This window comes from Xenorhabdus sp. IM139775 (genome assembly GCF_028598745.1).
GTDB lineage: Bacteria > Pseudomonadota > Gammaproteobacteria > Enterobacterales > Enterobacteriaceae > Xenorhabdus.
Window position 1 is genome coordinate 1 of record NZ_JAQRFK010000013.1, and the last position, 26,503, is coordinate 26,503.

At 45.6% G+C, this 26,503-nt stretch carries 28 protein-coding genes and 1 pseudogene; 26 read left to right on the forward strand and 3 right to left on the reverse strand.

Going from position 1 to position 26,503, the window contains the following annotated elements; translation table 11 throughout:
• From PSI17_RS04650 to PSI17_RS17395, 6 genes are all read left to right on the forward strand, one after another.
• Nucleotides 1-153: transposase domain-containing protein (locus PSI17_RS04650; RefSeq protein ID WP_273550910.1), on the forward strand; the 153-nt coding region annotated here is incomplete at its 5' end.
• Between the two features lie 112 nt (nucleotides 154-265).
• Nucleotides 266-466 carry a hypothetical protein gene (locus PSI17_RS04655; protein ID WP_273550850.1) on the forward strand — a complete coding sequence of 67 codons (201 nt, stop codon included), beginning with the start codon at nucleotides 266-268 and terminating at the stop codon, nucleotides 464-466.
• Nucleotides 467-520: 54 nt separating this feature from the next.
• Entirely contained in the window at nucleotides 521-1,384 is an 864-nt protein-coding gene (locus tag PSI17_RS04660; RefSeq protein ID WP_273550851.1) for a hypothetical protein, read from the forward strand.
• A gap of 110 nt (nucleotides 1,385-1,494) precedes the next feature.
• Nucleotides 1,495-1,836, forward strand: a complete 342-nt coding sequence (locus tag PSI17_RS17385; protein WP_443256000.1) for a DUF1240 domain-containing protein — start codon at nucleotides 1,495-1,497, stop codon at nucleotides 1,834-1,836.
• A gap of 230 nt (nucleotides 1,837-2,066) precedes the next feature.
• On the forward strand, nucleotides 2,067-2,375 hold the full coding sequence (locus tag PSI17_RS17390; protein ID WP_443255999.1) for a DUF1240 domain-containing protein: 309 nt from the start codon (nucleotides 2,067-2,069) through the stop codon (nucleotides 2,373-2,375).
• Between the two features lie 236 nt (nucleotides 2,376-2,611).
• Nucleotides 2,612-2,896: a DUF1240 domain-containing protein gene (locus PSI17_RS17395; protein WP_443256001.1), complete on the forward strand. Its 285-nt coding sequence runs from the start codon at nucleotides 2,612-2,614 to the stop codon at nucleotides 2,894-2,896.
• 32 nt (nucleotides 2,897-2,928) lie between these two features.
• Here the strand turns inward: PSI17_RS17395 and PSI17_RS04665 are convergent, their stop codons facing one another.
• Nucleotides 2,929-3,408: an Hcp family type VI secretion system effector gene (locus tag PSI17_RS04665; protein ID WP_273550852.1), complete on the reverse strand. Its 480-nt coding sequence runs from the start codon at nucleotides 3,406-3,408 to the stop codon at nucleotides 2,929-2,931.
• A 667-nt stretch (nucleotides 3,409-4,075) separates the two neighbouring features.
• Between PSI17_RS04665 and PSI17_RS04670 the strand changes: the two genes are divergently transcribed.
• Nucleotides 4,076-5,065, forward strand: a complete 990-nt coding sequence (locus tag PSI17_RS04670) for a glycosyltransferase (protein ID WP_273550853.1) — start codon at nucleotides 4,076-4,078, stop codon at nucleotides 5,063-5,065.
• 175 nt (nucleotides 5,066-5,240) lie between these two features.
• Here the strand turns inward: PSI17_RS04670 and paaZ are convergent, their stop codons facing one another.
• A complete protein-coding gene (gene paaZ, locus PSI17_RS04675; RefSeq protein ID WP_273550854.1) occupies nucleotides 5,241-7,313 on the reverse strand; it encodes a phenylacetic acid degradation bifunctional protein PaaZ in 2,073 nt (690 codons plus the stop codon).
• A gap of 327 nt (nucleotides 7,314-7,640) precedes the next feature.
• Between paaZ and paaA the strand changes: the two genes are divergently transcribed.
• The 17 genes from paaA (at nucleotide 7,641) to PSI17_RS04760 (ending at nucleotide 24,999) form a co-directional block, all read left to right on the forward strand.
• Nucleotides 7,641-8,600 (forward strand): 1,2-phenylacetyl-CoA epoxidase subunit PaaA, encoded by a 960-nt coding sequence (paaA, locus tag PSI17_RS04680; RefSeq protein ID WP_273550855.1) that lies wholly within the window; start codon nucleotides 7,641-7,643, stop codon nucleotides 8,598-8,600.
• A gap of 12 nt (nucleotides 8,601-8,612) precedes the next feature.
• Complete coding sequence (gene paaB / locus PSI17_RS04685; RefSeq protein ID WP_273550856.1) at nucleotides 8,613-8,900, forward strand: 1,2-phenylacetyl-CoA epoxidase subunit PaaB; 288 nt, start codon at nucleotides 8,613-8,615, stop codon at nucleotides 8,898-8,900.
• An 11-nt stretch (nucleotides 8,901-8,911) separates the two neighbouring features.
• A complete protein-coding gene (gene paaC / locus PSI17_RS04690; protein WP_273550857.1) occupies nucleotides 8,912-9,703 on the forward strand; it encodes a 1,2-phenylacetyl-CoA epoxidase subunit PaaC in 792 nt (263 codons plus the stop codon).
• A 76-nt stretch (nucleotides 9,704-9,779) separates the two neighbouring features.
• Nucleotides 9,780-10,277, forward strand: a complete 498-nt coding sequence (gene paaD, locus PSI17_RS04695) for a 1,2-phenylacetyl-CoA epoxidase subunit PaaD (RefSeq protein ID WP_273550911.1) — start codon at nucleotides 9,780-9,782, stop codon at nucleotides 10,275-10,277.
• A gap of 16 nt (nucleotides 10,278-10,293) precedes the next feature.
• Complete coding sequence (paaE, locus tag PSI17_RS04700) at nucleotides 10,294-11,409, forward strand: 1,2-phenylacetyl-CoA epoxidase subunit PaaE (protein ID WP_273550858.1); 1,116 nt, start codon at nucleotides 10,294-10,296, stop codon at nucleotides 11,407-11,409.
• 19 nt (nucleotides 11,410-11,428) lie between these two features.
• Nucleotides 11,429-12,202, forward strand: coding sequence for a 2,3-dehydroadipyl-CoA hydratase PaaF (paaF, locus tag PSI17_RS04705; protein WP_273550859.1), 774 nt, complete (start codon nucleotides 11,429-11,431; stop codon nucleotides 12,200-12,202).
• A gap of 3 nt (nucleotides 12,203-12,205) precedes the next feature.
• Nucleotides 12,206-13,003, forward strand: coding sequence for a 2-(1,2-epoxy-1,2-dihydrophenyl)acetyl-CoA isomerase PaaG (gene paaG / locus PSI17_RS04710; protein ID WP_273550860.1), 798 nt, complete (start codon nucleotides 12,206-12,208; stop codon nucleotides 13,001-13,003).
• 2 nt (nucleotides 13,004-13,005) lie between these two features.
• A complete protein-coding gene (locus PSI17_RS04715; protein ID WP_273550861.1) occupies nucleotides 13,006-14,643 on the forward strand; it encodes a 3-hydroxyacyl-CoA dehydrogenase in 1,638 nt (545 codons plus the stop codon).
• On the forward strand, nucleotides 14,633-15,085 hold the full coding sequence (gene paaI / locus PSI17_RS04720) for a hydroxyphenylacetyl-CoA thioesterase PaaI (RefSeq protein ID WP_273550862.1): 453 nt from the start codon (nucleotides 14,633-14,635) through the stop codon (nucleotides 15,083-15,085). Before PSI17_RS04715 ends, paaI begins: the two co-directional genes overlap by 11 nt.
• Nucleotides 15,082-16,296, forward strand: a complete 1,215-nt coding sequence (gene pcaF, locus PSI17_RS04725) for a 3-oxoadipyl-CoA thiolase (protein ID WP_273550863.1) — start codon at nucleotides 15,082-15,084, stop codon at nucleotides 16,294-16,296. The genes paaI and pcaF overlap by 4 nt, the downstream gene beginning before the upstream one ends.
• Nucleotides 16,297-16,337: 41 nt before the next feature.
• Nucleotides 16,338-17,666, forward strand: a complete 1,329-nt coding sequence (gene paaK, locus PSI17_RS04730) for a phenylacetate--CoA ligase PaaK (RefSeq protein ID WP_273550864.1) — start codon at nucleotides 16,338-16,340, stop codon at nucleotides 17,664-17,666.
• An 89-nt stretch (nucleotides 17,667-17,755) separates the two neighbouring features.
• A complete protein-coding gene (gene paaX / locus PSI17_RS04735) occupies nucleotides 17,756-18,694 on the forward strand; it encodes a phenylacetic acid degradation operon negative regulatory protein PaaX (RefSeq protein ID WP_273550865.1) in 939 nt (312 codons plus the stop codon).
• 672 nt (nucleotides 18,695-19,366) lie between these two features.
• Nucleotides 19,367-20,800, forward strand: a complete 1,434-nt coding sequence (gene treB, locus PSI17_RS04740; RefSeq protein WP_273550866.1) for a PTS trehalose transporter subunit IIBC — start codon at nucleotides 19,367-19,369, stop codon at nucleotides 20,798-20,800.
• Nucleotides 20,801-20,835: 35 nt separating this feature from the next.
• Nucleotides 20,836-22,497, forward strand: coding sequence for an alpha,alpha-phosphotrehalase (gene treC, locus PSI17_RS04745; RefSeq protein WP_273550867.1), 1,662 nt, complete (start codon nucleotides 20,836-20,838; stop codon nucleotides 22,495-22,497).
• Between the two features lie 245 nt (nucleotides 22,498-22,742).
• Nucleotides 22,743-24,074 carry a hypothetical protein gene (locus tag PSI17_RS04750; protein WP_273550868.1) on the forward strand — a complete coding sequence of 444 codons (1,332 nt, stop codon included), beginning with the start codon at nucleotides 22,743-22,745 and terminating at the stop codon, nucleotides 24,072-24,074.
• 88 nt (nucleotides 24,075-24,162) lie between these two features.
• Nucleotides 24,163-24,672 (forward strand): hypothetical protein, encoded by a 510-nt coding sequence (locus tag PSI17_RS04755; RefSeq protein WP_273550869.1) that lies wholly within the window; start codon nucleotides 24,163-24,165, stop codon nucleotides 24,670-24,672.
• The gene (locus tag PSI17_RS04760) at nucleotides 24,673-24,999 is read left to right on the forward strand and encodes a lysozyme inhibitor LprI family protein (protein WP_273550870.1); all 327 of its coding nucleotides are present in this window, start codon (nucleotides 24,673-24,675) and stop codon (nucleotides 24,997-24,999) included.
• A gap of 73 nt (nucleotides 25,000-25,072) precedes the next feature.
• On the opposite strand, the gene PSI17_RS04765 is transcribed toward PSI17_RS04760, so the two are convergent.
• Nucleotides 25,073-25,309 carry a hypothetical protein gene (locus PSI17_RS04765; protein WP_273550871.1) on the reverse strand — a complete coding sequence of 79 codons (237 nt, stop codon included), beginning with the start codon at nucleotides 25,307-25,309 and terminating at the stop codon, nucleotides 25,073-25,075.
• Between the two features lie 216 nt (nucleotides 25,310-25,525).
• On the opposite strand from PSI17_RS04765, the pseudogene PSI17_RS17320 reads away from it, so the two are divergent.
• Both PSI17_RS17320 and PSI17_RS04780 read left to right on the forward strand, forming a co-directional pair.
• Nucleotides 25,526-26,128: pseudogene (locus PSI17_RS17320) on the forward strand (aminoacyl--tRNA ligase-related protein).
• Nucleotides 26,079-26,384, forward strand: a complete 306-nt coding sequence (locus PSI17_RS04780) for a His/Gly/Thr/Pro-type tRNA ligase C-terminal domain-containing protein (protein WP_273550874.1) — start codon at nucleotides 26,079-26,081, stop codon at nucleotides 26,382-26,384. Before PSI17_RS17320 ends, PSI17_RS04780 begins: the two are co-directional and overlap by 50 nt.
• Nucleotides 26,385-26,503 lie beyond the last annotated feature (119 nt).

A 26,503-nucleotide genomic window follows, 5' to 3' on the forward strand; every position in this document is an offset into this window, starting at 1 on the left:
GCGGCCATCCTGTACTCATTAATCGGCTCCTGCCGGCTTAATGGTGTAGACCCGGAAGCGTGGTTGCGGTACGTCATCAGCCATATAGCTGACTGGCCATCAAACAAGGTACATGAGCTGCTTCCCTGGAAACTCAACCTGACCAATATCTAATCGTCAATACGGTTCAAATGAGCCGCTTACTTTTATTATGTGATTGAGATGGACATTTTTTGTGTAAAATTGTCATATAATAACCTAATGATTAACAATAAGGTTTTTTCGTATGGATGACAAAGAAGAATTGATGCAGAAAATAAGTAACGCATTAACCCATAGCCCGGCCAGATCAGAAGATAAACTGGCTGTGATGATGATGTTTTGTTTTCAACTATTGTCATCAGCTCAGGCTGACGGGATAAACATGCGGGTTTCGGATGGCAGGGTTTTGTCATTAAAATTTGAAGCAGGTAATTTAACACATTAAAGCTGATTTATTTTAGATTATTATTAAATTATATCAACTTATGAGGGAATGGATGTGAAGCGAATTTCAGATGATTTTGTTGATGGTATGGTTATATTTGATGGTGACGATGGAAAATTAAAGCATTTTTCACAGTTAGAAGAATACAGAAAGAACCAATTTTCTGAGCTTGAAAGAAAGTTAAATGAAAATGAAGAGCATCACGCTCTAATAACTGTAGAGGAAGCTCTTGGATTTTTAAAATCTGTATTTTGTAAAAATGGGGAACATAAAGCATGGAAGGATAAGGTATTTTCATGTACTGACCCTGCATCTTCGTTTGCGGGAAATATGCTTGAGTCTATTGGTGTGATGAAAATAATAAAGGAGTTTAAGAGCCTGGATGTTGAAGCTAAAGAGTATAAAGGAAGAGAAAGAGATACATACATCAAGATAACAGGTAAAAAAAGTGTGAGAAAATTTATCACAGGAACAAATTATCGCATTGATAATCCAAAAATATTAAAAATAGGTATTGATTCAAAAGGTATTATAAATGGTATAACAAATGGAGTGACTCATTGTATATATTTTTCTCTTGCTTATAGAAGCATTGAATGGATTATGAAAGATGAATATGCTCTTGCTGAATTTTTAGGGAATATTACCGTCGATGTAGCAAAATTAGTTATTAGTGGATTAGCAACTTTAGTTGTAGGAAAAATTGTAACAACCCCTCTTTTGGCTATAGGGGCAAGCATCGTTGGTATTAGTGTTGGGTTATTCCTGTTCGGTTTAGGTGTTGCTGCGATTTTGTATTTTCTGGATAACGAGTATGAAATAACTGACAAAGTTGTAGAGAAATTTAAAAATGAAGAAAATAAAAAAAAGATAAAAGATAATTTAATCAAAGGTTTTAGCATGGGTATGTTTAGATAAATTAAGGTTTATATATGTCAAATAAAATTAAAAGCAATGGAATTACTTTAATTCCTTTATGGAAGAAAATACTTTATTCATTAATATCATTACTTTGTTTGTTTATCATGATGTTTGTGGTTTTTCTTTCATGGCGTGATCTTATTTCGTTAGTTTATTTAGAGGAGAAAATATACTTTTCGTGGAGGATTTTTCTTATTTGCTTTGGGTTCCCTATAGTTTTTCATATGTTTTCTTCTGTTATCTTGGTTTTTTTTATAAAAAAACCTAAATTATACATTAGTCATTTGTTTAAATTTTTTACCGTGAACTTTTTTGTTGTTTTAATTTTAAGTATTCCTGTTTCTTTATATGTTGATTATAAATTGAAATCATCTGGTTATTTAACATGTGATAAAAAATCTTGGATTGCACCAAATGAATATGTGAATAATGTAAACTTATGTCATTAATAATATATTCGTCGCGTTTATTAATCACGCAAGCCATTTGGTCATGTAATTAAGTATTCTAGTATTTTTTATTGTTATTACGATGGAGTTTCCGCATGTCAAATAAGATTAAAAATCAATGCAAAAAAAACAGTTATTCTTCCTTTTTGGAGTAGGGTATTTTATATACTAATATTGTTATTGGTTATAATTGTTATGTCCATGGTGGTTTTTTTTCATGGCGTGATTTTATGTCACTAGTTAATTTAAAAGAAAAAGTGTATTTTTCTTGGCGAGTGTTTTTTATTTCTTTTGGATTTCCGATAAGTTTTCATTTGTTGTTTTCTATTATGTGTGCTTGTTTTTCAGATAGTCCTCGTCCATATAGGGGTCGTGTCGTTAATTTTCTGGTATGGATATTTTTTGTGGCTTTATTAATGAGTGTTCCTGTATCTTTATATGTTGATAATAAATTAAAATATTCTGGCTATATAACGTGCAGTAAAAAGTCTTTAATTGCACCAAATGAATATGTAAAAAATTCAAAGTTATGCAACTAAAATATATATTTAATATATATTTATCTTTTAACTTAAAATAGCGCATGTAGATTAATATTATATTTATAATCTTTTGTAAGATTACTATAAATGTAGAAAAAACCGTTGTTAAAGAGGTAGGTGTGGACAATAAAAACAAATTCATTATCACAATAAGTTCATTGTTTTTATTTTTAATAATGAATGCGGTGCTCTTTTTCGTTATTGATGATTTTTATCTGTGTATAATCTTTCGGATGTTGTTGTATTTTCATGGAGGATGTTTGCAATATTGTTTGCTTATCCTTTGGTATGTTATTTTTGCATTGACCCAATTTATTATTTGTTTTTTTAAAATACCAAAAAACAATAATTCAATTTTTAAGATCCTCACTTTTATTGGAATTTTAGGTTTTGTTATTAGTTTCCCTGTGTCTTGGTATGCTAATTATAAATTTAATAACCTAGGATATTCCACTTGTTATAAATTATCATGGAATGCACCGAGTAAATATGTAAAAAACCCAAGGCTATGTCACTAAGCATATATTAGATATATGCTTAGAAATATTTTTTAATAAACTCGGTCTTCCCATATGCTATAGGCAGATGTACCTGCCGTCACATGGTTCCATGAGATTGATTTATAGTTAAGTATAACTCTTTCATATGGCATAGCATCAAAATCATTTATAGAGTTCGGATAAGTACAGGAAATTTCCGTGATAGTCGCCTCCGTAATTTTCACTTCATAAAATAGTTCTAACTGCCCTGTTTGGCTGGTTCTGTAAAAAATAAATTTACCATCTAGCGATTCGTTAGAATCAATGGCCACTTCTAATAGCGGAGAAGATTTGTCTATAGGTTTGATAAACTGTATGGGTTGATGGCTTACATTCTGCTGACGAGATATTGAGTGATTTAGACTGAGTACCTGTATTTGGTCTTCATGTCCTTTTTGGTATCGGTTTCCTATCGAATCGAGAGTTGAACACCCTGCTGATATTAAACCTTGTTTCTTACCATTTAACGATAAATAAATCATATATGACATAATATCACCATCCTAGTTTTTATTTAAACGCAACGGCTTAAGTCTCTAAGCCAGAAAGGGTTAATTTATCACATAAAAAACAGATTAATAGCATTAATAAGATAAAAAAAGATATTTAAATCATCTTTTGTTAGCAGTGCTATCTATATAATATATATTGAAAATCAAACCCTTGCGTAAATCACTTATATAACCTAATGTTATACGCACTTATCAATGAAGAAACATTCTTTAATAAAATTAGAGATCACAAACAATACCGGCGTCACAAAATCTCCCCACTGCCGTTCCACCAGTGTCAGGATGCTATAAGGCGCAGATCTTCCATACTGTAGTTGTGTTGAAAAATGAAACATACAAGCCTTGATGACAATCTCTCCATAATGTATTAATAACATTGATAATTGATAATTGATAATTGATAATGTGATACAAATCACGATAATGTAATAACAGTGTATTATTATAAATTTTCGTAGTTATTTTTAAAAAGGAAAATAAATTATGAATATCCCCAAAAAAAATTCATTACTTTTGGACGGGAAATAATATACCAGAAAAAGACTTAAGGAAAATTATAGAAATTAAATTTGAAAAGCCAGGTTTTGAAGTCAACATTTGGGGAAATAATAACATACAGTTCTTAGTTAACAAAACATTAAGAAAAATGAAATTTGAATATTATGGCGCTGAATTTGATATTGGTGAAATCCCGATTAATTTCAATTATAAAAATGTTGACGTCGCTTTCAATTTTCTATTCCTGCAAGCCCATCAACTGGGTTCCATTCAGGAACCGATGTTAAACTGCTTAAGTTATTTTACTAAAACGAAGAAGGAAAGTGATAACGCCAGACGTTATGGGGATTATGTTGATTTAATGAATTATCTACAACATATCTATCGTATTAATCTGAAGGGTAATTATCATAATTATGCCTCATCCAGTGATATTGCCCGTCTGGTTATCTTATATAAGGAAGGGGGAATATATCTGGATACTGATGTCGAATTGAGTGATACAAGCATAAAAAATAGTCTTGACAGAGGGAGTGCTAAATTTGCCGATTTACGTCTTAAGTCTAATATAGGGATTGGTGATTGTAGTGGGCAAGGCTGGCAGTTTTTGGGTGCGCCCTATAATAGATTTGGCAATGCGATTATTGCCGCCCTTCCTCAATCAAAAGAAATTTTTAATATTTTATTAAAGATGGCTGTTCAGACAAAAAAACATCATCTGTCTATTCAAATGTATGAATCACCTAAAGTCGATGAAATCTGTAGAATTAGAAGATTCAATAAATATCATGAGATCGATAAGCGAGTCGATTTGGCGCTAAAATTAAACCACGCTAACCAAATCAATCTGGATACGAGATGCGGTATACAAGATCCTGTATGGAGAACCGGCATTGATCCTCATGGACGCAATGATACACACAGTCGTGAGATTAGGCGAATTGATTATACTACTGACATGACAGGGCCTGATTTTATTGATAATCATCTTAACCCTAAACAAAACTTAAACTTTCCCGGAAAATATCAATTAAGATCTAAAAATAAAAGCGATGGCATATTTAAAAATGTCAAAGATGATGCAAATTGGTCTTCCATTATAAAGAAAAAATACTCAGATGAAGATCCATTCACTTAAAATCTGATAGGGTTTTTCCAAAAATGGCAACTTATATATGCGACAGATAACATTCAGCCTGAATTTAAACCCTAATAAGCAACCTGAGGATTATTGCAACCCTTAATATCCTCAGGTTCTTCTGTTCTTTCGACTTAACAAATCTCAATAGGTTTAGCCTGAACCCTGACCGTGGTTACACCGACGCCACAAAATCCCCCTGCTGCCGCGCCACCAGTGTCAGAATGCTGTAAAGCGCCACAGGCTGTTGTTCCTGATTCAACACCTGCACATCCCAGATTACAACACCATGTGGCTTATCTTCCGGGGTTTTCTGGACTTTCTTGACCTTCTTCTTGCACGTCAAACGCACCTGAATGGTATCACCTATTTTGACCGGCTCAATAAAGCGCAGATTTTCCATCCCGTAGTTGGCCAGCACCGGCCCAACCGCACTATCAACAAACAAACCCGCCGCCGCCGATACGACAAAATAACCATGTGCCACACGTTCACCAAACAGAGATTCCGCCGCGCCGATTTTATCCATATGGGCATAAAAATGATCGCCACTCAGGCAGGCGAAATTCACAATATCCGCTTCCGTTACCGTCCGGCGGGCAGTCAGCAAACTCTCACCAATGGCAATTTGTTCAAAATACTTGCGGAATGGATGTATCAGCGCTTCTTGCACTTTTGCGCCACGCACCCACTCACGGCCAATCACTGCCAGCATACTTGGGCTGCCTTGGATCGCGGTGCGCTGCATATAATGTTTCACGGCACGCAAGCCCCCCAACTCTTCCCCGCCACCGGCCCGACCCGGCCCGCCATGTACCAGCATCGGCAGTGGAGAACCATGCCCCGTGGACTCCGCAGACGCCGCCTCATCCAACACCAACATGCGTCCATGGGCACACGCTGTCGCACGGATCACCTGTAGCGCAATCTGCTCATCCGCCGTCACCAATGACCCCACCAAACTCCCCTGCCCCATCATCGCCAAGGCAATCGCCTGTTCGGTATCCTGATACGCCATCAATGTGGCAACCGGCCCAAAGGCTTCCGTACCGTGTACCACCTGATTTGTTACGGGATCAGCACAATAGAGCAAAGTTGGCGGGTAAAATGCCCCATTGCTGTTGCGATTGCCTGCCAACACCAATTTATCCAGCGAGCCGCCACACAAAACCTCGCAGCCACTCTTGCGCAATTCGTTAACCCTCGCTTGCACCTCATCACGCTGTTCTACATTAATCAACGCCCCCATGCGCACTTCCGATAAACTGGGATCACCAACGGTCACGCCGGCCAGCCGTTTGAGCAGCGCTTGCTTGACCGCTTCCATTTGGTTAGCGGGCACAATAATACGCCGGATAGCCGTACATTTCTGGCCCGCCTTCACCGTCATTTCACGGACAACTTCCTTGATGAAAACACCAAATTCCGGCATATCCGGCGTAACATCCTCGCCTAAAATGCAGCAGTTGAGCGAATCCGCTTCCATCGTAAAAGAGATGGATTTTTCTATCAGCCGAGGATGGGCACGTAATTTCTGCCCCGTTTGTGCCGATCCGGTAAACGTCACGGCATCCTGATAATCAAGGTGATCGAACAGGTCACCAATACCACCGCAGATCAATTGCAATGCCCCTTCCGGCACCAGACCGCTGTCGGTGATCATTTTCACCATTGCCTGTGTCAGTTGGGCGGATGCCGTCGCGGGTTTGATCACCGCCGGCATACCAGCCATCCACGTAGGTGCCAATTTTTCCAGCATCCCCCAACACGGAAAGTTAAACGCATTGATATGCAGTGCCACACCGGGACGGGAAGTCAGCACATGACGCGCCACAAACTGAGACTGCTTAGACAGCGGGATCATCTCATCCTCCGGCCACAGGGTATCATCCGGCAATTCACGCCCGGCTAATCCGGCATAAGCGAAGAGTGTCGCGACTCCCCCCTCAATATCCACCCAACTATCCGCACGAGTTGCGCCTGTCTCTGTAGAAATGGCATACAGAGCTTCTTTGTTGGCAAGCAAGTGTTTTGCCACCGCCTTCATCATCTTCGCACGTTGCTGGAACGTCATCGCAGCCAATGCTTTCCCCCCCTTTTCACGGGCGTACTCTAAACTTCCGGCCAATGGTAAGCCTTCCGACGATACCTGATACAAGGCTTCGCCGCTGACTGCATGATGGATCGTTCTGGTGTTGCCTTGCCCGTAAGCCCAAGTGCCACAAAGGTAACTCGTTAACTGTTGCATTTTCTTCTCCACCGATTTAATCAATGAAACAATTATGAAGTAACAGAATGCTATTTATGTATCACATACTCGATTGACAAAACCACCCATAAAATTAACAAAATAAAAACATTTGTACCCAATCACTAATTAATATTCTTCCCATCATCAAATAAAAATAATTAATTAATTGTTTTATAAAGGGTATAAATTCATATTGTGACATGAACGACAAATATACAGCTTTGATGTTTGCTATTCTTGTTGCTAATTTGTAGATTTATGGTTGCAAAAAGTGATTCGTTTTTATTTTTAATGTCAATAATTAAGAATCATAATGGAGTCCCTATGACAACTGATCCACTTCAGGAAGATATTGATACAAAGAGCCTTGATGCAAAGCGTTTTGACGCCAAAATAGCCGCAGACCTTTCGATTGAGGCCAAAGATTGGATGCCTGAATCCTATCGCCAAAATCTGATACGCCAGATCAGTCAACACGCACACTCGGAAGTGGTCGGCATGTTACCGGAAGCCAATTGGATCACCCGCGCCCCGACACTGCGCCGTAAGGCGGTATTGCTGGCGAAAGTACAAGATGAAGCAGGACACGGGCTGTATCTCTATAGCGCCGCCGAAACACTGGGCTGTTCCCGTCAGGACATCTACCAAAATCTGTTGGATGGCAAGATGAAATATTCCTCAATCTTTAACTATCCTACCCTGAGTTGGGCGGATGTCGGGGTGATTGGCTGGCTGGTGGATGGCGCAGCCATTGTTAATCAGGTTGCCTTGTGCCGTGCCTCTTACGGTCCCTACTCCCGTGCAATGGTAAAAATCTGCAAGGAAGAAAGTTTCCACCAGCGGCAAGGTTATGAGGCGGTAACCGTGCTGGCAAAGGGCAGCGAAGCCCAACGCGCCATGTTGCAGGATGCCATTAACCGCTTCTGGTGGCCGACACTGATGATGTTTGGCCCCAATGACAGTGATTCCCCCAACAGCGCCCAGAGCATGGCATGGAAAATCAAGCGATTCAGCAATGATGAACTGCGGCAAAAATTTATCGATAACACCGTACCTCAGTTGGAAGCCTTGGGCATGACAGCTCCCGATCCGGCGCTGGCCTTAGATGAAGCAACGGGGCATTACCGTTTTGGTGAAATCAATTGGGACGAATTCTATCAAGTGCTGAAAGGACAGGGGACCTGCAATCACGAACGTCTGGAAGCCAAACGCCTGGCTTGGGAAAACGGGCGTTGGGTACGTGAAGCGGCTTTTGTTCACGCCCTGAAACAGCGCAGGAATTAGGAGAGCAATCCAATGAACGATACCGATTGGCCACTGTATGAAGTGTTTGTCCGTAGTAAACAAGGACTGGCGCACCGTCATGTCGGCAGTCTTCATGCGGCAGATGATCAAATGGCGTTGGAAAACGCACGCGATGCCTACATCCGGCGCAATGAAGGCTGCTCCATCTGGGTAGTGCAATCCCGCTATCTGGTGGCTTCACAACCGGAAGATCGCGGCGCTTTTTTCGACCCCTCGGAGGACAAGATTTACCGTCATCCGACTTTCTACGCCATTCCTGACGGCATCAAAAATATGTAGGGGACAAGAAGATGAATACACCCAGCGTTTCATCCCCCAAACAGGCTCTGTTCAACGATGTTCTCCGCCAGTATGTTCTCCGTCAGGGAGATACGCCACTGATTCTGGCACAACGCTTGTGCGGGTGGTGTGGGCATGCGCCGGAGCTGGAAATTGACCTCGCCCTGTCCAATATCGGCCTCGACCTGTTGGGACAATCCCGCCATTTCCTCAGCTATGCCGCCACGCTTTCAGGAACCGGGGTGGATGAAGATCAGCTTGCGTTCAGGCGTAATGAGCGCGAATTCCTCAACCTGCTGCTGGTGGAACAACCCAATGGCGGCTTTAACGACACACTGGTACGCCAGTTTTTTATCGATGCCTATCACCTCCTGCTGCATCAGGCACTGAAACAAAGCCGTGATCCCCAGTTGGCGGCGATCAGTGCCAAATCGTTGAAGGAAGTGGAGTATCACCTGAGATTCAGCCGGGGCTGGATGATCAGGCTGGGGGATGGCACAGCACTGAGCCACGAAAAAATCCAGCAATCCATTAATCAATTGTGGCGCTTTACCGGTGAACTCTTCCATTGCGACGAAATAGAACAACAACTGGCAGAAGAAGGTATTGCCGTTGATCCCGGCACCCTGCATGAACCGTGGCGGCAAATCATCAACGAAACCTTTGCCGAAGCGACGTTAGCCGTGCCACAGGCGCTGCCCTACCGACAAGGCGGTAAACAAGGACTGCATACGGAACATTTGGGCTACATGTTGGCAGAAATGCAATATCTACAACGCACCTACCCCAACTGCAATTGGTAAAAACAGAGGCCAATGGGAGGCGATCATGGAACAGCAAGGCAACACACGTTTTCATTCAGCCATTTTTCATTCAGCAATTTCTCATTCAACAATACAGCCGCCGGAAATTCATCAAATCTGGCAATGTCTCCACCAAATTGCTGATCCAGAACTTCCTGCGCTCTCCATTACTGATCTTGGCATGGTACGGGCGGTGACGCCGTTACAAAACGGCTGGCAGGTGACATTTACCCCGACCTATTCCGGCTGTCCCGCAACGGAATACCTGATCGAGATCATTCAGGCAACCCTGGCACAAGCCGGCTTTTCTCCGGTGCACATTAAAGTCAGTCTAACCCCTGCATGGACCACAGACTGGATAAATGCAGGGGCCAAACAACGCTTACGCGCATCCGGCATCGCCCCGCCGCAGGGATGGGTTTGTGAAAAAACAGCAGACATGGGAGCCATCATTTGTCCGTACTGTGGCAGCCGTGCAACAGAAAAAATCAGCGAATTCGGTTCCACTGCCTGCAAGGCGCTCTATCGCTGTCGCGATTGTTTGGAGCCGTTTGATTATTTCAAATGTATTTAAAAGGGAGTAGAAGAAGATGTCCGGTTTTTACCGATTGACGATTGCCGCCATTGAACGAGAAACACCGGATGCCGTGACCGTCACCCTGCAACTTCCCGATGAGCTGAAAAATCATTTCTGCTACCACGCCGGCCAACACCTGACGCTCAAGGCGACAATTAATCACGAAGAATTACGCCGTTGCTACTCCATCTGTAGCTCACCGTTGGAGGACGTATTACAGATTGGCGTCAAAGCTATCCATCAGGGTCGTTTTTCAACCTTCATCAATCAGCAATTAAAAGTCGGGGATGAACTGGAAGTCATGCCGCCACAGGGCAGCTTCGGCCACCATCCCAATAGCTATCACCTCAATGGCTATCACCTCAATAGCTATTATCCCGACACAAGCCAATCGGGGCATTATCTGGCTATCGCCGCCGGTTCGGGTATTACCCCTATTTTATCGATCATCAAAAGTACACTGGTACTGGAACCCGATAGCACCTTCACCCTGATTTATGGCAACCGCACCAGCCGCTCCGTGATGTTCAAAGAAGCGCTGGCCGATCTCAAAAATCGCTACCTGTGCCGTTTTCAGGTGCTGTACCTATTCAGTCAGGAAACCACCAATAGCCCCCTGTTTAACGGACGCATTGATATTGAACACCTGAACCGCATCGGCAAAACCTTGCTCAATTTTGCCCAATTTGATCAGGCTTTTCTTTGTGGGCCGGAAGCCATGTTAGACCATGCTCTTTCTGCGCTGGAGCAGGCGGGAATACCTGCCGAACGCATTCATAGTGAACGTTTCAATACCGGAAGCGCCCAAAAAGCCGCGATGGGTTCCGATCCGGCCAATCTTGGACGCAGCGAAACCCGCGTTGTGATCCATCTGGATGGTCGCACCCTCAACATTGTCATGCACGCCGACGATGACAGCATCCTCGATGCCGCACTACGCCAAGGGGCTGACTTGCCCTACGCCTGCAAAGGAGGAGTATGCGCGACCTGTAAATGCCAGCTGAAATCCGGCGAAGTAGACATGAGAGTGAACTACAGCCTTGACCCCGAACAATTGGCAGCGGGTTATATCTTAAGTTGCCAGTCATGGCCGAAAGGTGATGGCGTCGTTGTGGATTTCGATGTCTAGCTACCAGTAAGGAGCCACCATGAGTCAGGAATGGATTTTATGCCACCAGCAGCAAAGGGTACGAACATTCACCCTAAATCGGCCAGAAGTCCGCAATGCCCTCAGCAATGCCTGTCTGGAACAACTCGTGCAGCAATTGGAACACGCGGAGGCGGATAACGAAACAGGCGTCATGGTTATCACGGGATCACCGCACTGTTTCGCGGCAGGTGCCGATCTGAGAGAACTGCAACAACAAAGCGTTGCCACCGCCATGACTGATCGCCGTCCCCAGCTCTGGCAACGCTTAAACCATATCAGCAAACCGCTGATTGCCGCCGTCAATGGTTACGCACTGGGCGCTGGCTGCGAACTGGCACTGGCGTGTGATTTGGTGATTTGTGGCGAAAACGCCCGCTTTGGCCTGCCCGAAATCAGCTTGGGGCTGATGCCGGGGGCGGGGGGAACGCAGCGCCTCATCCGTAGTGTCGGCAAGGCACTGGCTTACCAGATGATACTGACCGGCGAGGCTATCGATGCCCAACGCGCCAAAGAGGCGGGGCTGGTCAGCGAAGTGTGCACTGATGCCCTGACACTAGAACGAGCCAAACACATTGCACAACGCATCAGTGAATTTTCCCCCTTGGCGTTGAGGGCGGCCAAAGCCGCCCTCAACGCCGCACAGGAAACCAGCCTGTCACAAGGTCTACTCGCCGAACGCCAGCACTTTGTTGCTTTGGCGGGCACAACCGATCGTCAGGAAGGCATCACCGCCTTTCTGGAAAAACGTAAACCAACATTCAAGGGGTTCTGATAGATGGAAAACATGTCAATGGTACTCACTGATATCACAGCAGGTGTCCTTAGCATTACCCTTAACCGTCCAGAATGCCTCAATAGCTTTAATGAGGAGCTGCATCAACAATTAAGTCAGGCAATGAACATTGCCGAACAGGATGAAGCAGTGCGCTGTGTCCTGCTCACCGGTGCCGGACGCGGCTTCTGTGCCGGACAAGATTTACATGATCGTAATGCCATCATCTCGGATGGGGGGATTCCCGATCTCAGCCAATCCATTGAGCGCTACTACAATCCGCTCATCCGGCGCATGACTTCCTTACCTAAGCCCATCATCTGCGCCGTCAACGGCGTCGCCGCCGGTGCCGGCGTCTCCCTTGCCCTCGCCGGTGACATTGTTATTGCCTCCCGTACAGCCAGCTTTATTCAGGCTTTCTGTCGCATTGGCCTGATGCCCGATTCCGGCGGTAGCTGGTTCCTGCCTCATAAGATTGGACACGCACGAGCCATGGGCATGGCGCTCTTGGGCGACAAAATCAGCGCTGAACAGGCACTGGACTGGGGGATGATCTGGCAGGTCGTTGAGCCGGAAGCGTTGGCAGATCAAAGCCGGCAACTGGCACAACGCCTTGCCACCCAACCGACCATCGCGCTTGGCTGCATCAAGCAAGCCACTTATGCCGCGGCAACCCATTCACTGGAACAACAGCTTAATCTCGAACGTGATTTACAACGACTATGCGGCCATAGCGAAGATTTCCGTGAAGGGGTTAATGCGTTCATTGAAAAACGCCAGCCAGCGTTCAAGGGGAAATGAGCATGAACACGCCTCACCTTCACAGCCCCATCGCCGTCATTGGGGCGGGAACAATGGGTATCGGTATTGCTCAGGTCGCAGCGCAAGCAGGGCATTCCGTCCTGCTGTTTGATGCCAATAGCGAAGCGGCAGGTCAGGTACTGGACAATTTGCGCACCCGACTGCATCACCGTGTGGAAGCAGGCAAAGCAGACGCCAGTGCAACAAAAACCCTGCTACAGCGCATCACGCCGGTGAATTCGTTACATGCACTGGCACCGTGTGGTCTGGTGATTGAAGCGATTGTCGAACAATTGGACGCCAAACAGCATCTCTTCCAACAACTGGAATCTGTCTGTTCACACCAAACCCTGTTTGCCAGCAACACCTCATCATTATCGATTACCGCCATTGCCGCGGTTCTGTCGGCACCACAGCGCATGGCAGGCCTACACTTTTTCAACCCCGCCCCGCTGATGAAGCTGGTGGAAATCGTGCAGGGGCTGGAAACCTCGCCCCAAACCATGGCAACGCTCAACACCCTTGTGACCGACTGGGAAAAACAGCCCGTGATTTGCCGTTCTACACCGGGGTTTATCGTCAATCGCATCGCCCGTCCATTCTATGCCGAAGCCCTGCGCGCACTGGAAGAGCAGATTGCCGATCCCGCTACGCTGGATGCCGTTTTCAAAGAATCCGGGGGATTTGCGATGGGGCCGTTACAACTGATGGATTTGATCGGCCATGACATTAACTACACCGTCACGCAATCCCTGTTCCATGCTTTCTATTGCGATCCCCGCTTCCAGCCTTCACTGCGGCAGAAAGAACTGGTGGACGCCAATCATCTCGGACGAAAACGCGGCCGTGGTTTTTACCTCTATGACATAAGCCCCCATGACACAAAAGGAAACAACGGCAAAAAAGAGACTCAGCTACAACCCAAAATAGCGCCGAAATATCGCCATGCCAAAACCCAGAAACCACCCATGCTGATCAAAGCGACCGGACATTGGGTCGCATTGCCGCACTTTGTTGCCCTGTTACAAAAACCTGAGCTGCAACAGCAATATGGGATCACCTTCGAAGAAAACAACAATGACCGATTCCACTCCCCGACGTTGCAGATTGATGACATTCTCTTGAGGCTGACCAAAGGGAGAACCTGTGCCCAGATTGCTGATGAAATCAGGTCACCCGTGATGCAGTTCGATCTTTCTACTAATCACCAATCGGCTTCCATCATCACGCTCAGTGCCGCTTGCCAGAATACGCCCCAACAGACCGCAAAAGTAATCGGGTTCCTGCAATCCCTCGGTAAACAAGTGATCCTCCTGCCGGATTACCCCGCCCTGTTAACGATGCGCACCGTCGCCATGCTGTGCAATGAGGCGCTGGATGCCGTCAACAAAGGCATTGCCAGTGCCGAAGATATCGATCTGGCCATGCGCTACGGTGTGAACTATCCCATCGGCCCGCTGGCATGGGGAAAACAATTGGGCTGGAAGCACATTCTCACCACACTGGAAAACTTACAAAAATTCTACGGGGAGCCGCGTTACCGCCCTGCGCCCTTATTGCGTCAGCTCGCGGCGGGACATACCCAACTCCCCCGCCAGCCGCCCGAAAAACACCAGAAAGGGGACGACCATGCAAGATAGCAATAACACGGCAAGTCAACAGGCTCGCCGCCATATTGAAGCCATGTATGCCCAAGATGCCTGCGCTCAAGAGATGGGCATGCACATCGAGCATATCGATGTCGGATTCGCCCGACTCAGCATGAAGATCATGCCCAATATGCTCAACGGCCATCAACGTTGTCACGGTGGTATTCTGTTCAGTCTGGCGGATACGGCTTTCGCCTATGCCTGCAACAGCGAGGGGCTGGTAGCCGTCGCCTCCAGTGGCAGCATTGATTTCATCCGTCCGGCCTTAGTGGGTGATCACCTTATTGCTACCGCGTCCGTGCAGTATCAGGGGAAAACCACGGGCTTGTACGATGTGGAAATCACCAATCAAAACGGCAAGCCGGTGGCCTTTTTTCGCGCCCATTCCCATCGCCTCAGTCAGCCTGTTTTGGCCAAGGGAGAGCAATCATGAACCACGCCTTTATCTGTGATGGGATACGCACCCCGATCGGGCGTTATGGCGGTGCGCTGGCCAGCCTGCGGACTGACGATCTGGCCGCCTTGCCGCTGCGGGCATTGATGGCGCGTTATCCGGCACTGGATTGGGCACAAATTGATGATGTGATCCTCGGCTGCGCTAATCAGGCCGGGGAAGATAACCGCAATGTCGCACGCATGGCCGGATTACTGGCGGGATTGCCGGATTCAGTCTCCGGCACCACCATCAACCGGTTGTGCGGCTCCGGTTTGGATGCACTGGCTTTCGCCGCCCGCAGCATTAAATCCGGCGAGGCCCAACTGATTCTGGCCGGTGGCGTTGAATCCATGACCCGTGCCCCTTTTGTGATGGGTAAAGCAGACAGCGCATTCAGCCGGCAGACTGAAATCTTTGATACCACTCTTGGCTGGAGATTTATTAATCCGTTGATAAAGCAGCAATTCGGCACAGACTCCATGCCAGAAACAGCAGAAAATGTCGCCACCCGGTTTCAAATTAGCCGTGATGACCAAGATGCCTTCGCCCTACGCAGCCAGCAACGTGCCGCCAGCGCCCAACAGCACGGTGTACTGGCCGAAGAAATCCTCCCTGTGACTCTGCCGCCAATCAACAAAAAAGGCGTAGATACGGTCATCTCACAGGATGAGCATCCCCGGCCAGCAACCACGTTCGAACAACTGCAACGGCTCAAAACCCCATTCCGGGATGGCGGCACCATTACCGCCGGCAATGCTTCCGGCGTCAACGATGGTGCAGCGGCGCTGATCATCGCCTCAGAAACGGCGGTATTACGCCAAGGGCTGACACCACGGGCACGCATCGTCGCAACCGCAACCTGTGGCGTAGAACCACGCATCATGGGGATCGGGCCACTCCCTGCGACCCGCAAGGTGCTGGCACTGACCGGCTTAACCCTAAACCAAATGGATATTATTGAGCTGAATGAAGCATTCGCCTCACAGTCACTGGCGGTGATGCGCCAACTGGGATTGCCGGATGATGCCGAACACGTCAACCCGAACGGCGGTGCGATTGCATTGGGGCACCCTCTGGGGATGAGCGGCGCCCGCCTCGCACTGACCGCTACCCTTGAACTGGAGCGCCGCGCCGGACGCTACGCCTTGTGCACCATGTGTATTGGCGTAGGGCAAGGCATTGCCATGATTATTGAACGCATTAATTGATACACAGTGATCTGGCTTAATCAACAGAAGGACAGAAAACGATGAGCAACCGCGTACAAACTCTAAAACAATCCTCTGAACACCCGGATTCTATTGAGTTTGCTTCATGTGATGAGATTCAGGCATGGCAATTTAAACAGATAGCATGGACTCTCAACCACGCCTACAACAACGTCCCCATGTACCGCCACAAGTTTGATGCGGCGGGTATTCATCCAAGTGATTTCAAGCAACTCGATGACATCAGCCAATTTCCTTACACCACCAAACAAGATCTGCGGGAACATTATCCTTTTGGCACCTTCGCCGTGCCGATGGAACAGATCGTGCGCATTCACGCTTCATCCGGCACCACAGGAAAACCCACTGTCGTCGGTTATACCCAACAGGATATCGACAATTGGGCGAACATCATCGCCCGTTGCCTGCGCTTTGCCGGTGCCAGCGCCAAAGACAAAGTTCACGTTGCCTACGGTTACGGACTGTTCACGGGGGGCTTAGGCGCACACTACGGTGCCGAACGGCTGGGAGCGACCGTCATTCCGATGTCCAGTGGCAACACCGTAAGGCAGGTACAACTGATTATGGATTTCAAGCCGGATGTCATCATGATGACTCCTTCTTACTGTCTGACCTTACTGGATGAACTAGAACGCCAAATGGGTGGATATGCCAGCACGTGCTCCTTACGGGTGGGTATCTTTGGCGCAGAGCCGTGGACAGCCGCCCTGCGTACTGAAATTGAAACACGTATGGGCATCAAGGCACTGGATATCTACGGCCTGTCCGAAGTCATCGGGCCAGGCGTTGCGATGGAAGCACTGGAACACCCCGACGGCTCCACGATTTGGGAAGATCACTTCTACCCTGAAGTGATTCATCCTGACCACCTGTATAATCTGGCAGAGGGCGAAACGGGAGAACTGGTTCTCACGACGCTGACCAAAGAAGCCATGCCGATAATCCGTTACCGCACCCGCGACCTGACCCGTTTATTGCCCGGTACGGCACGCAATATGCGCCGCATGGGGCGGATCACCGGACGTTCCGATGACATGTTGATTATCCGTGGCATCAACCTGTTTCCCTCACAAGTAGAAGAACAGATCATGCGCATCAAAGCACTATCACCGCACTACCAAATAGAAGTAAACCGTGTCGGCAATTATGACCAATTATCCATCAAGGTCGAACTGAAAGATCCCGATCAGTTGAACGATCAACAACGCAGCGACCTCTGCCAGCAGTTGCGCCATGACATTAAATCCATGATAGGGCTGAATGCCGAAGTCAGCCTTGTCAACTGCGGAACTATCCCGCGTTCAGAAGGGAAAGCGGTACGGGTGATTGATAATCGGGCACGCGAGTAACCTTTGGCTTTTTCTAAGCGTATCGATTAAGCCCATTTATATCGTTATGCTAATGTCATGACACACTTTATGAGCAGATCACAGAAACTATGGCACACAAACTTGACGACTTTATTCGGCACGCCCTCAATGCACAGCCCATCAGCGGGACATCGCTGATCATCTCCTTATACGGCGATGCACTCAGCCACCGGGGCGGTGAAGTCTGGCTTGGCAGCTTAAGCCTCTTGCTGGAACCGATGGGGTTTAGTGACCGTTTCGTGAGAACCGCCGTATTCAGGCTGCAAAAAGAGGGGTGGCTTACGGTAGAAAAATTGGGGCGACGCAGTTATTACCACATCGCCGAACGGGGCATGAATCAGTTTCGTCATGCAGAAGACAAAATCTATCTCAGTGAACAACCGGAATGGGATGGCAAATGGGATCTACTCCTTCTGGAAGGCGTCGCTAAGAACGCGCGTACCCGCCTGAAAAAAGAGTTAGGCTGGCTTGGGTTTGCCCAATTTAACAGCACCCTGATGGCCGCCCCGAGCCGTCCCCAAAGAGACATCCCCACGCTCTTGGGAGAACTCAACGCCAGCGATTCCGTTATCTATTTCCGGGCGGATTATCCGTATCCGCGTTCGGAACAGAGCCTGAAAGCACTCGTCTCGGTCAATTGGTCACTGGCGCAGATATCACAGCACTATCACGAATTTATCGTTTCCTTCCGCCCGTTGATGACACTGCTGCGGGATTGCCATGAAGCCGACCTGACACCAGAACGCTGTTTCCAGCTACGCCTGTTACTCATCCACTTTTACCGCCGCATCGTCCTGCGTGATCCACTGCTGCCGAATGCCCTGCTGCCCGCACAATGGGAAGGGCAAATTGCCCGTAATTTATGTATAAATCTTTATCAGCACATTGACCTTGCCGCGACACGCTATGTCAGTGAACACTGCGAAACCACCATTGGTCAATTACCTCAGCCCACTGCGGCGTACTATCGGCGTTTTGGTGGCTTACACAGTGAGACAAGTGTCTAACACCTAATAAGCAGCGATGTTTACGCAATGGTGTGATTGAAACAATGATGGAGATTAAATTAACGAAATAGCCATCAATTGGGCCTATTAATATAGTTCTGAATTGAATGACATTCTGCGCCATGACCGGGCGCAGAACTTTTATCAACAACGCATATTGCTATGCCATGTATTGAAAGCCCGATGCGATATTATTTAACGGCAATTGATTCAACACAGCCTGACAATAATTAATGAAACTTTCGGTATGACTCCACTTATCATGTGAATCCAAGTGGATCTTCGATATAAATGGCTGGCGGCGAAATCATTACGTTCAAAAATTATACTAACTCCATGCACCCAAGCCGCAGCCCGATAGCACGCAAGCCCTTCTTAGTTTTGCCAAACGATGGATGAATTATAATCTAAATCCATTAATCACCATGGCAATTAAAAATTCAATAATAATAAGTATCACAAATGTAAAAAAACCTTTAATTTCAAATCAATGGCTTAAAATGTGATCTAAAACTCAAACAAAACATCTTTTCATATTCAAAATATAAAAATCTGTCTAGGATTGAGTTGCTATTATTTCAGTCTATTCATTATCTCATCACGATAGTAATCATTCTGTTAATCGCAAGACCCCATTTATTTATCACTCCTGCCACACAAAGGAGAAAAGGCATGAAGAAAAAACAATTAAATCAAAAGGATATTGATAACCTTATTACCTTGATCGGTGGTAAAGAGAATATCGCTTCCGTCAGTCATTGTATCACCCGCCTCAGATTCGTTCTTAATACACCAGAAAATGCCGATGCCAAAGCCATTGAAGAGTTACCCATGGTCAAGGGGTGCTTCACCAATGCCGGGCAATTTCAGGTGGTGATTGGGACGAATGTGGATGTCTATTATAAAGCTTTGCTTGAAACCACGGGGAAACAATCCGTTAATAAAGAAGAAGTTAAACAGGCTGCTCGCCAAAATATGAAATGGTACGAAAGTGCAATTTCACATTTTGCTGAGATCTTCTTCCCACTACTGCCTGCCTTGATCAGCGGCGGTTTAATCCTCGGTTTTCGTAACCTGATCGGGGATATTCCCTTTAGTGACGGGAAATCACTCGCACAACTCCACCCTGTCTGGCAGAGTATCTATGATTTTCTCTGGCTGATCGGTGAAGCGATATTCTTCTACCTCCCTGTGGGTATCTGCTGGTCTGCCGTCAAAAAGATGGGCGGAACACCCATTCTGGGGATTATTCTGGGGATCACGCTGGTTTCCCCGCAATTGATGAATGCTTACCTGCTTGGGCAACAAACACCCGAAGTCTGGAATTTCGGCTGGTTTACCATTTCTAAAGTCGGTTATCAGGCTCAGGTCATTCCTTCTTTATTAGCCGGTCTAACATTGGGATGGATTGAAACGCGGCTGAAAAAATGGGTGCCGGACTACCTTTACCTTGTTATTGTCCCGGTGACTTCTCTGCTGTTGGCGGTCTTCCTTGCCCATGCCCTGATCGGTCCTGCCGGACGCGCTATCGGGGATGGTGTAGCCTGGGCGGTCAAAGGGCTGATGACGGGTAGCTTTGCGCCTATCGGGGCAGCTTTGTTTGGTTTCTTCTACGCCCCGCTGGTGATCACCGGAGTCCACCAAACCACGCTGGCCATCGACCTGCAAATGATCCAGAGCACCGGAGGAACGCCGATCTGGCCTATTATTGCGCTCTCTAATATCGCCCAAGGTTCTGCCGTTACCGGCATTGTCTGGGCCAGCAAGAAGCAAAAAGAACGCGAAGTGTCTATTCCCGCAGCCATTTCAGCCTATCTGGGTGTCACCGAATCCGCCATGTACGGTATCAACCTTAAATATCGTTACCCCATGTTCTGTGCGATGGTTGGTTCAGCTATCGCGGGGCTGATTTGCGGACTCAATCATGTGACGGCCAATGGCATCGGCGTTGGCGGCATTCCGGGCATTCTCTCTATCAAGCCGCAATTCTGGATGGTTTACTTTATTGCCATGATCGTCGCGATTATTGTGCCGTTACTACTGACCATTCTGGTTTATCGTAGAAATGAACGCAAAGCGAACTTACCCAACGAACTCGCTAACTAATTTTGCAGGTATCTATTTATGGCGGAACAAAAATTATGACGGAACAAAAACCCTGGTGGATGGATAGCGTTATCTACCAAATTTATCCAAAGAGTTTTCAGGATAGTACCGGTAGCGGCACGGGCGATATCAACGGGATCACCCAACGACTAGATTATCTACAGCGACTCGGTGTTGATGCCATTTGGATCACGCCAATTTACCCTTCTCCACAAGTGGATAATGGCTATGATGTCGCCGATTACTGCGCTATCAATCCTGATTACGGCTCGATGGAAGACTTTGATAATTTGGTGCAAAATGCCCACCGCCGTGGCATTCGCATTATTTTGGATATGGTTTTCAATCACACTTCAACCCAACACCCGTGGTTCCAAGCGGCGCAGGAGATTGATAGCCCCTACCGCCAGTTTTATATTTGGCGGGATGGTGCTGAAGGTTCTCTGCCTAATAACTGGAAATCCAAATTCGGCGGTAATGCGTGGCAATGGCATGCAGAGAGCCAGCAATATTACCTCCACCTGTTTGCGGTAGAACAAGCCGATTTAAATTGGGAGCATGAGCCAGTTCGTGCCGAACTGAAGACAATCTGTGAGTTCTGGGCTGATCGTGGTGTTGATGGCTTGCGTCTGGATGTCATTAACCTTGTCTCAAAACAGCAAGATTATCCTGATGATGATCATGCCGATGGCCGCCGATTCTATACCGATGGCCCGCGGATACATGAGTTTCTGCAAGAGATGAGCCGTGATGTTTTCCAGCCCAAGGGATTGATGACGGTGGGTGAAATGTCCTCCACCGGCCTTGGGCACTGCCAACGCTATGGTGCCTTGGATGGAACGGCGCTCTCCATGACGTTTAATTTTCACCACCTCAAAGTTGATTATCCAAATGGCGAAAAATGGACGCTCGCAAAACCAGATTATGTTGAACTGAAAAAGATTTTCTCCACATGGCAGCAAGGGATGCATCAAAAGGCCTGGAATGCGCTCTTCTGGTGTAACCATGATCAGCCCCGCATTGTTTCCCGATTTGGGGATGAACATCAGTATCACAGCATATCCGCCAAAATGCTGGCAATGGTGCTGCATGGTATGCAAGGTACGCCTTATATTTATCAGGGTGAAGAGTTGGGTATGACAAACCCTCACTTTACGCGCATTGAAGATTATCGGGATATTGAAAGCCTGAATATGTATCAAGAGCGAATTGAAAAAGGCATGCAGCCAGAGGATACACTGGCAATTTTGGCGCAGAAATCCCGTGACAACAGCCGAACACCCATGCAGTGGAATGATTCAGCAAATGCGGGTTTTACCACTGGAACGCCGTGGATTGCGCCTTGCCGTAATTACTCCGAGATCAACGCCGAAACCGCATTGCAGGATGAAGATTCCGTTTTCTATTGCTACCACAATTTGATTAAATTGAGAAAGCAACAACCCATTCTGACATACGGTGATTACCTGGATCTGCTGCCAGAGCACCCGTCACTGTGGTGCTATCTGCGTCGTTGGCAGGGGCAAACCTTACTGGTCATTGCAAACCTGAGCGGTGAAACACAACTTTGGTCTCCGGAGTCCGCTCTTTTAAACAAAGAGTGGCAGGTCTTGATAAGCAATTATCCATCTCCTGCAAAGGTAGAACATGATATTAAAATTAAACCTTATGAATCAATATATTTAATATCTAAATGATAATATGACTAATATATTTTCATTTATCATAATAAGTTGTTTATAAAGCTTTTCTTTAAAAACCATACCTCGCTAAAAACCCGCGAGGTATGGTTACTTATTTTAAAAATATAATAAAATTTTATATTTACTCGGTATAAAAAACATTCTTTAAATCCAACTTGATATTTGATAATCCTTGCTATACTTAAAAGTAACATATAGAAATAATAATATATGATTACATTTAATAAGGAGAGATAATCATGTTTCAAATCGCAAATTTCATGCCAGTTAATGGCACAAATTCCGTTTGGAAAAAAATATCTGAATCGTCTCATAATGTAGATACCTCTGTCTTCCCTGATTTAATTAACCCTCATGAAAATAAACATTTTTTCATTTTCGGCACTCATGAGGATAACATAGTTAATTGTTACTTTGATGTGCAATACCAAATAATGGATTCAATAAATAGTTGTTTCAGAATACTCGGAAGGTATCAAATCGAGCCTGCACGATTAGGTTTAGAACTCTATTTGGATAATATATCAACACGCAATCATAGCAAAGGGGATATAGTCAGCCTTGGTTCGGAACCAAATGAATTAACTTACTTATTTCTTATTGGTGATGCTGATTATTATATAGGGCCTGATATCAATGCTGAATCTTGGATACAAGACCACCTTCATCTTTTAGGCGATCACTCACTGAAAGAGATCTGTATCTCAGGCTCTCATGATGCAGGAATGAGCGTCGTTACATGGAAAACATTGTTAGCTTCCGAATGTAACACATTAACTCAAACAAATAATATCTTAGGGCAGTTGAAATTAGGCATAAGATATTTTGATATTAGACCTGCCCTTAGCGATGGGAATTTTTTTACTGAGCACTTTAGTAAATTGGGTATTTGGGAAGGCGCCTTGGGTGAATCCATTGAATCTATTATTAATGGAATTAATTTATTCACGGAATACAATAATGAATTGATTATGATAAAACTTTCCCATTCTCTTAATTTAGATGTCGGTTTCTTGGAGACATATCGCCCTTTTAGCAAAGATCAGTGGTTTGATTTATTCGATCAATTAGCTACCATTAATCATGTTTACTATCATAACGGTATAGGTAACGTCTCTGACTCAACTATCAACACCCTGACCGCGGATGGAACGCAACCAGCCGTTTTATTCTTTGTCGATCAAGAAAAAGATCCTAATGTTGATTTAGGTGAATATGAAGATGCAGGATTTTTTTACCTTCGTGAATTAAATATGTTTTCTAATTATTCTAATTCAGATGATTATATTTACATGGTTGATGACCAACTTAAAAAGATGCACAACCATGCACCAGCGCAGTACTTTGAAATAGAGTGGACTCTGACTCAACAATTTTCAGAAGTTTCATCATGTTCCACCGGGATTGGCAACAGTATTAGAGAATTGGCCGATATAGCGAATAATGGATTGGTAGAAATGCTTCATCCACATATAACAAAAACAGAATATCCTAATATCATCCTTATCGATAATGTGAAAGATACAACAGCGACAATATTCGCTTTAGCTATCAATTGGAAGGTACTTTAGTGAAGGCTCATGCAATGGCAGTATAGCAATGGCACGCCAAAAAGATCTGTGCCATACTTTTTTAATCTCAGACAAGGAGTATGCCATTATGTTTTACTCAAGATACTTCACTTATTTGGGGGCCATCAGTTTACTCTTCCCTGCCTTTGCACTATCTACCTTTGCACTATCTACCTTTGCACAAGCACAAGTCCCCTCTCAACAGTTGTCTCCAAGCCAGAAAAAATACCTGCAACAGCAAATTAATGAACATGTTATCGATAAATCTGCACTATCAATGGTCGAAGGTTGGTCAGAAACCAAAAAAGTGGCAGAGTTTATTTGCCGCCCTTTTGCCTTGCCCGTTATTCAAAAATATCACAAAGACGCTGATAAGGTTTTTCTTGGTATTGATTCACCAGAGGATATTAAACTCAAAAACGCGTCTGAATTGGTCGGCATAGGCATGTACAGAACCGATAATGGCTGGCACAACATACGATTCTCCTGCAAATTAACTGCAACCGGCAAAGCCCAGTCATTCAAGTTCGAAAACATTGTGCCGCCAAAATTGCAAACCGGGCCAGGGCCTGTCATTCCTCCCCATAAGGAGAAGTAAATGAAATATTGCTGGTTTATGTTACTTATTTTCTCCCCACTGGGTTTTTCTGCCAGTTTTGACTGTGCAAAAGCTAAGGCACCGGATGAGAAAGCAATTTGTTCAAATCCAAAGCTCAATGATCTGGATGTGGAGTTAAGTGTGAAATATCACTTTCTGCGCGGATTATTTGCCATGGGCGTATCAGGCGAGATGTATGATAACCAAAATGCTTGGCTGAAACAGCGCCAAAAATGCAAGGGAAGTACAACCTGTCTGCTGCAAAGTTACCGCCAACGCATTCAACAACTTGATACGCTGTATAATTCAATAGAGAAACCGATTTGATAATAACGCATTAGGAACTCAAGGAAGGATTTTCTTTCCTTGAGTTTTTTATCAAAAATAATCTGTATAAAACTTATACTTGCTTTTTCTTATACTGACTGTTAATAATTTCAGCATGATGAAAAATAAATTGTTCGACAAACTGGTTAAGCCAATCCAACAAACTACCACCACCGAAACCATCAGGTTGTTCGGGGGGTAGGCACGACTGAATTTTTAAACCCTCTGAGCGATTCGCCAGAGGGTTTTTTATACCTGCCCCATGCGCTTCGCCCAGAGTTTCACTAAAGGAGTCATGATGAAAACTCATCGCGAAATCGCACAACAACTTGACCTGTTCCACTCAGAACCACAAGGGCCGGGCATGATCTTCTGGTACCAGAACGGATGGCGTTTATTTCAAAATATTCAGCAGCATATTCGCCAACTGTATCAACAACACGGCTTTCAGGAAGTTCGTACCCCTCAGTTTTTGAAAAAAGATCTCTGGCAAACTTCCGGCCATCTTATGATGTACGGAGAAGATATGTTCTTCGGTGGCGATCGAGAAGATAGGCAAGCATATGCGCTAAAACCGATGTCTTGCCCGGCGCATATTCTGCTGTTCAAACGCGGCGTACACAGCTACAGGGAACTGCCCGTCAAGCTATTTGAATTTGGTCTTGTTCATCGCAATGAATCTTCGGGTTCTCTGAACGGCTGTTTGCGTCTGCGTCAGTTCACTCAGGATGATGTGCATGTTTTTTGTGCCTGATCACAGGCGCAGGATGAAGTCGTTAATTTTCTGAATAGAGCCAAACTCGTCTACAGGCAGTACGGTTATCAGCATCTTTCAGTCAAAATTTCCACACGCCCGGAATCATCTCTGGGGCACGAAGTATTGTGGCAAAAAGCTGAACAAATCCTGATTGACGTGTGCCGAAATGAGTTGATTGATTTCGAATTACAAGTCGGGGAAGGGGCATTTTATGGCCCCAAAATTGAACTGGCTCTTCAGGATAATCCGGGGCGCGAGTGGCAATGCGGCACAATCCAACTGGATTTTAATCTGCCGGAACGATTCGATATCGCCTATACAAATGCTGCCGGAGTGGATTCATCCGTTACCCGTGGCGATTGCTACCGTTGATGAATCTGTTATCAACTACGCTGATACATTAGTGGATTTGCTCAGATTGGCTGACCTGCATGTACTGACAGACCACAGTAACAGCTCCGTTGCCCGTAAAATCAAACGGTTCCATCAAATGAAAATTCCCAATATTTTGCTTGTCGGAGAACAAGAGATGAAAACACATCAAGTTGCGCTACGCCGGGGAAAAAGTGTCACGACGATAGAGAAAACTAAACTGGTTGAGCAGTTACTTGCATATAGGAATGTGTAATGCCCGAAAGCACCTGTTCAGCCACTGAGTAATTCAGTGGCTGAGCGCTTAAGAACAAGCAGAAGACTTCTGATTTGATGAAATCTTGCCTGTTATACCCAATTACAAGCCAGTAGATC

Excerpts from the sequence above, each read along its gene's own strand:
- PSI17_RS04715 (WP_273550861.1), top strand. The coding sequence starts at position 13,006 with ATGAACACGCCTCACCTTCACAGCCCCATCGCCGTCATTGGGGCGGGA.
- treB (WP_273550866.1), top strand. The coding sequence starts at position 19,367 with ATGAAGAAAAAACAATTAAATCAAAAGGATATTGATAACCTTATTACC.
- paaI (WP_273550862.1), top strand. The coding sequence starts at position 14,633 with ATGCAAGATAGCAATAACACGGCAAGTCAACAGGCTCGCCGCCATATT.
- paaB (WP_273550856.1), top strand. The coding sequence starts at position 8,613 with ATGAACGATACCGATTGGCCACTGTATGAAGTGTTTGTCCGTAGTAAA.
- paaE (WP_273550858.1), top strand. The coding sequence starts at position 10,294 with ATGTCCGGTTTTTACCGATTGACGATTGCCGCCATTGAACGAGAAACA.
- paaG (WP_273550860.1), top strand. The coding sequence starts at position 12,206 with ATGGAAAACATGTCAATGGTACTCACTGATATCACAGCAGGTGTCCTT.
- treC (WP_273550867.1), top strand. The coding sequence starts at position 20,836 with ATGACGGAACAAAAACCCTGGTGGATGGATAGCGTTATCTACCAAATT.
- paaX (WP_273550865.1), top strand. The coding sequence starts at position 17,756 with ATGGCACACAAACTTGACGACTTTATTCGGCACGCCCTCAATGCACAG.
- pcaF (WP_273550863.1), top strand. The coding sequence starts at position 15,082 with ATGAACCACGCCTTTATCTGTGATGGGATACGCACCCCGATCGGGCGT.
- paaF (WP_273550859.1), top strand. The coding sequence starts at position 11,429 with ATGAGTCAGGAATGGATTTTATGCCACCAGCAGCAAAGGGTACGAACA.
- paaZ (WP_273550854.1), bottom strand. The coding sequence starts at position 7,313 with ATGCAACAGTTAACGAGTTACCTTTGTGGCACTTGGGCTTACGGGCAA.
- PSI17_RS04760 (WP_273550870.1), top strand. The coding sequence starts at position 24,673 with ATGAAATATTGCTGGTTTATGTTACTTATTTTCTCCCCACTGGGTTTT.
- paaK (WP_273550864.1), top strand. The coding sequence starts at position 16,338 with ATGAGCAACCGCGTACAAACTCTAAAACAATCCTCTGAACACCCGGAT.
- PSI17_RS04755 (WP_273550869.1), top strand. The coding sequence starts at position 24,163 with ATGTTTTACTCAAGATACTTCACTTATTTGGGGGCCATCAGTTTACTC.
- PSI17_RS04780 (WP_273550874.1), top strand. The coding sequence starts at position 26,079 with ATGCTGCCGGAGTGGATTCATCCGTTACCCGTGGCGATTGCTACCGTT.
- paaC (WP_273550857.1), top strand. The coding sequence starts at position 8,912 with ATGAATACACCCAGCGTTTCATCCCCCAAACAGGCTCTGTTCAACGAT.
- PSI17_RS04750 (WP_273550868.1), top strand. The coding sequence starts at position 22,743 with ATGTTTCAAATCGCAAATTTCATGCCAGTTAATGGCACAAATTCCGTT.
- PSI17_RS04765 (WP_273550871.1), bottom strand. The coding sequence starts at position 25,309 with ATGAGTTTTCATCATGACTCCTTTAGTGAAACTCTGGGCGAAGCGCAT.
- PSI17_RS04665 (WP_273550852.1), bottom strand. The coding sequence starts at position 3,408 with ATGTCATATATGATTTATTTATCGTTAAATGGTAAGAAACAAGGTTTA.
- PSI17_RS04670 (WP_273550853.1), top strand. The coding sequence starts at position 4,076 with ATGAAATTTGAATATTATGGCGCTGAATTTGATATTGGTGAAATCCCG.
- PSI17_RS17390 (WP_443255999.1), top strand. The coding sequence starts at position 2,067 with ATGTCACTAGTTAATTTAAAAGAAAAAGTGTATTTTTCTTGGCGAGTG.
- PSI17_RS04655 (WP_273550850.1), top strand. The coding sequence starts at position 266 with ATGGATGACAAAGAAGAATTGATGCAGAAAATAAGTAACGCATTAACC.
- PSI17_RS17385 (WP_443256000.1), top strand. The coding sequence starts at position 1,495 with ATGTTTGTGGTTTTTCTTTCATGGCGTGATCTTATTTCGTTAGTTTAT.
- paaA (WP_273550855.1), top strand. The coding sequence starts at position 7,641 with ATGACAACTGATCCACTTCAGGAAGATATTGATACAAAGAGCCTTGAT.
- PSI17_RS17395 (WP_443256001.1), top strand. The coding sequence starts at position 2,612 with ATGTTGTTGTATTTTCATGGAGGATGTTTGCAATATTGTTTGCTTATC.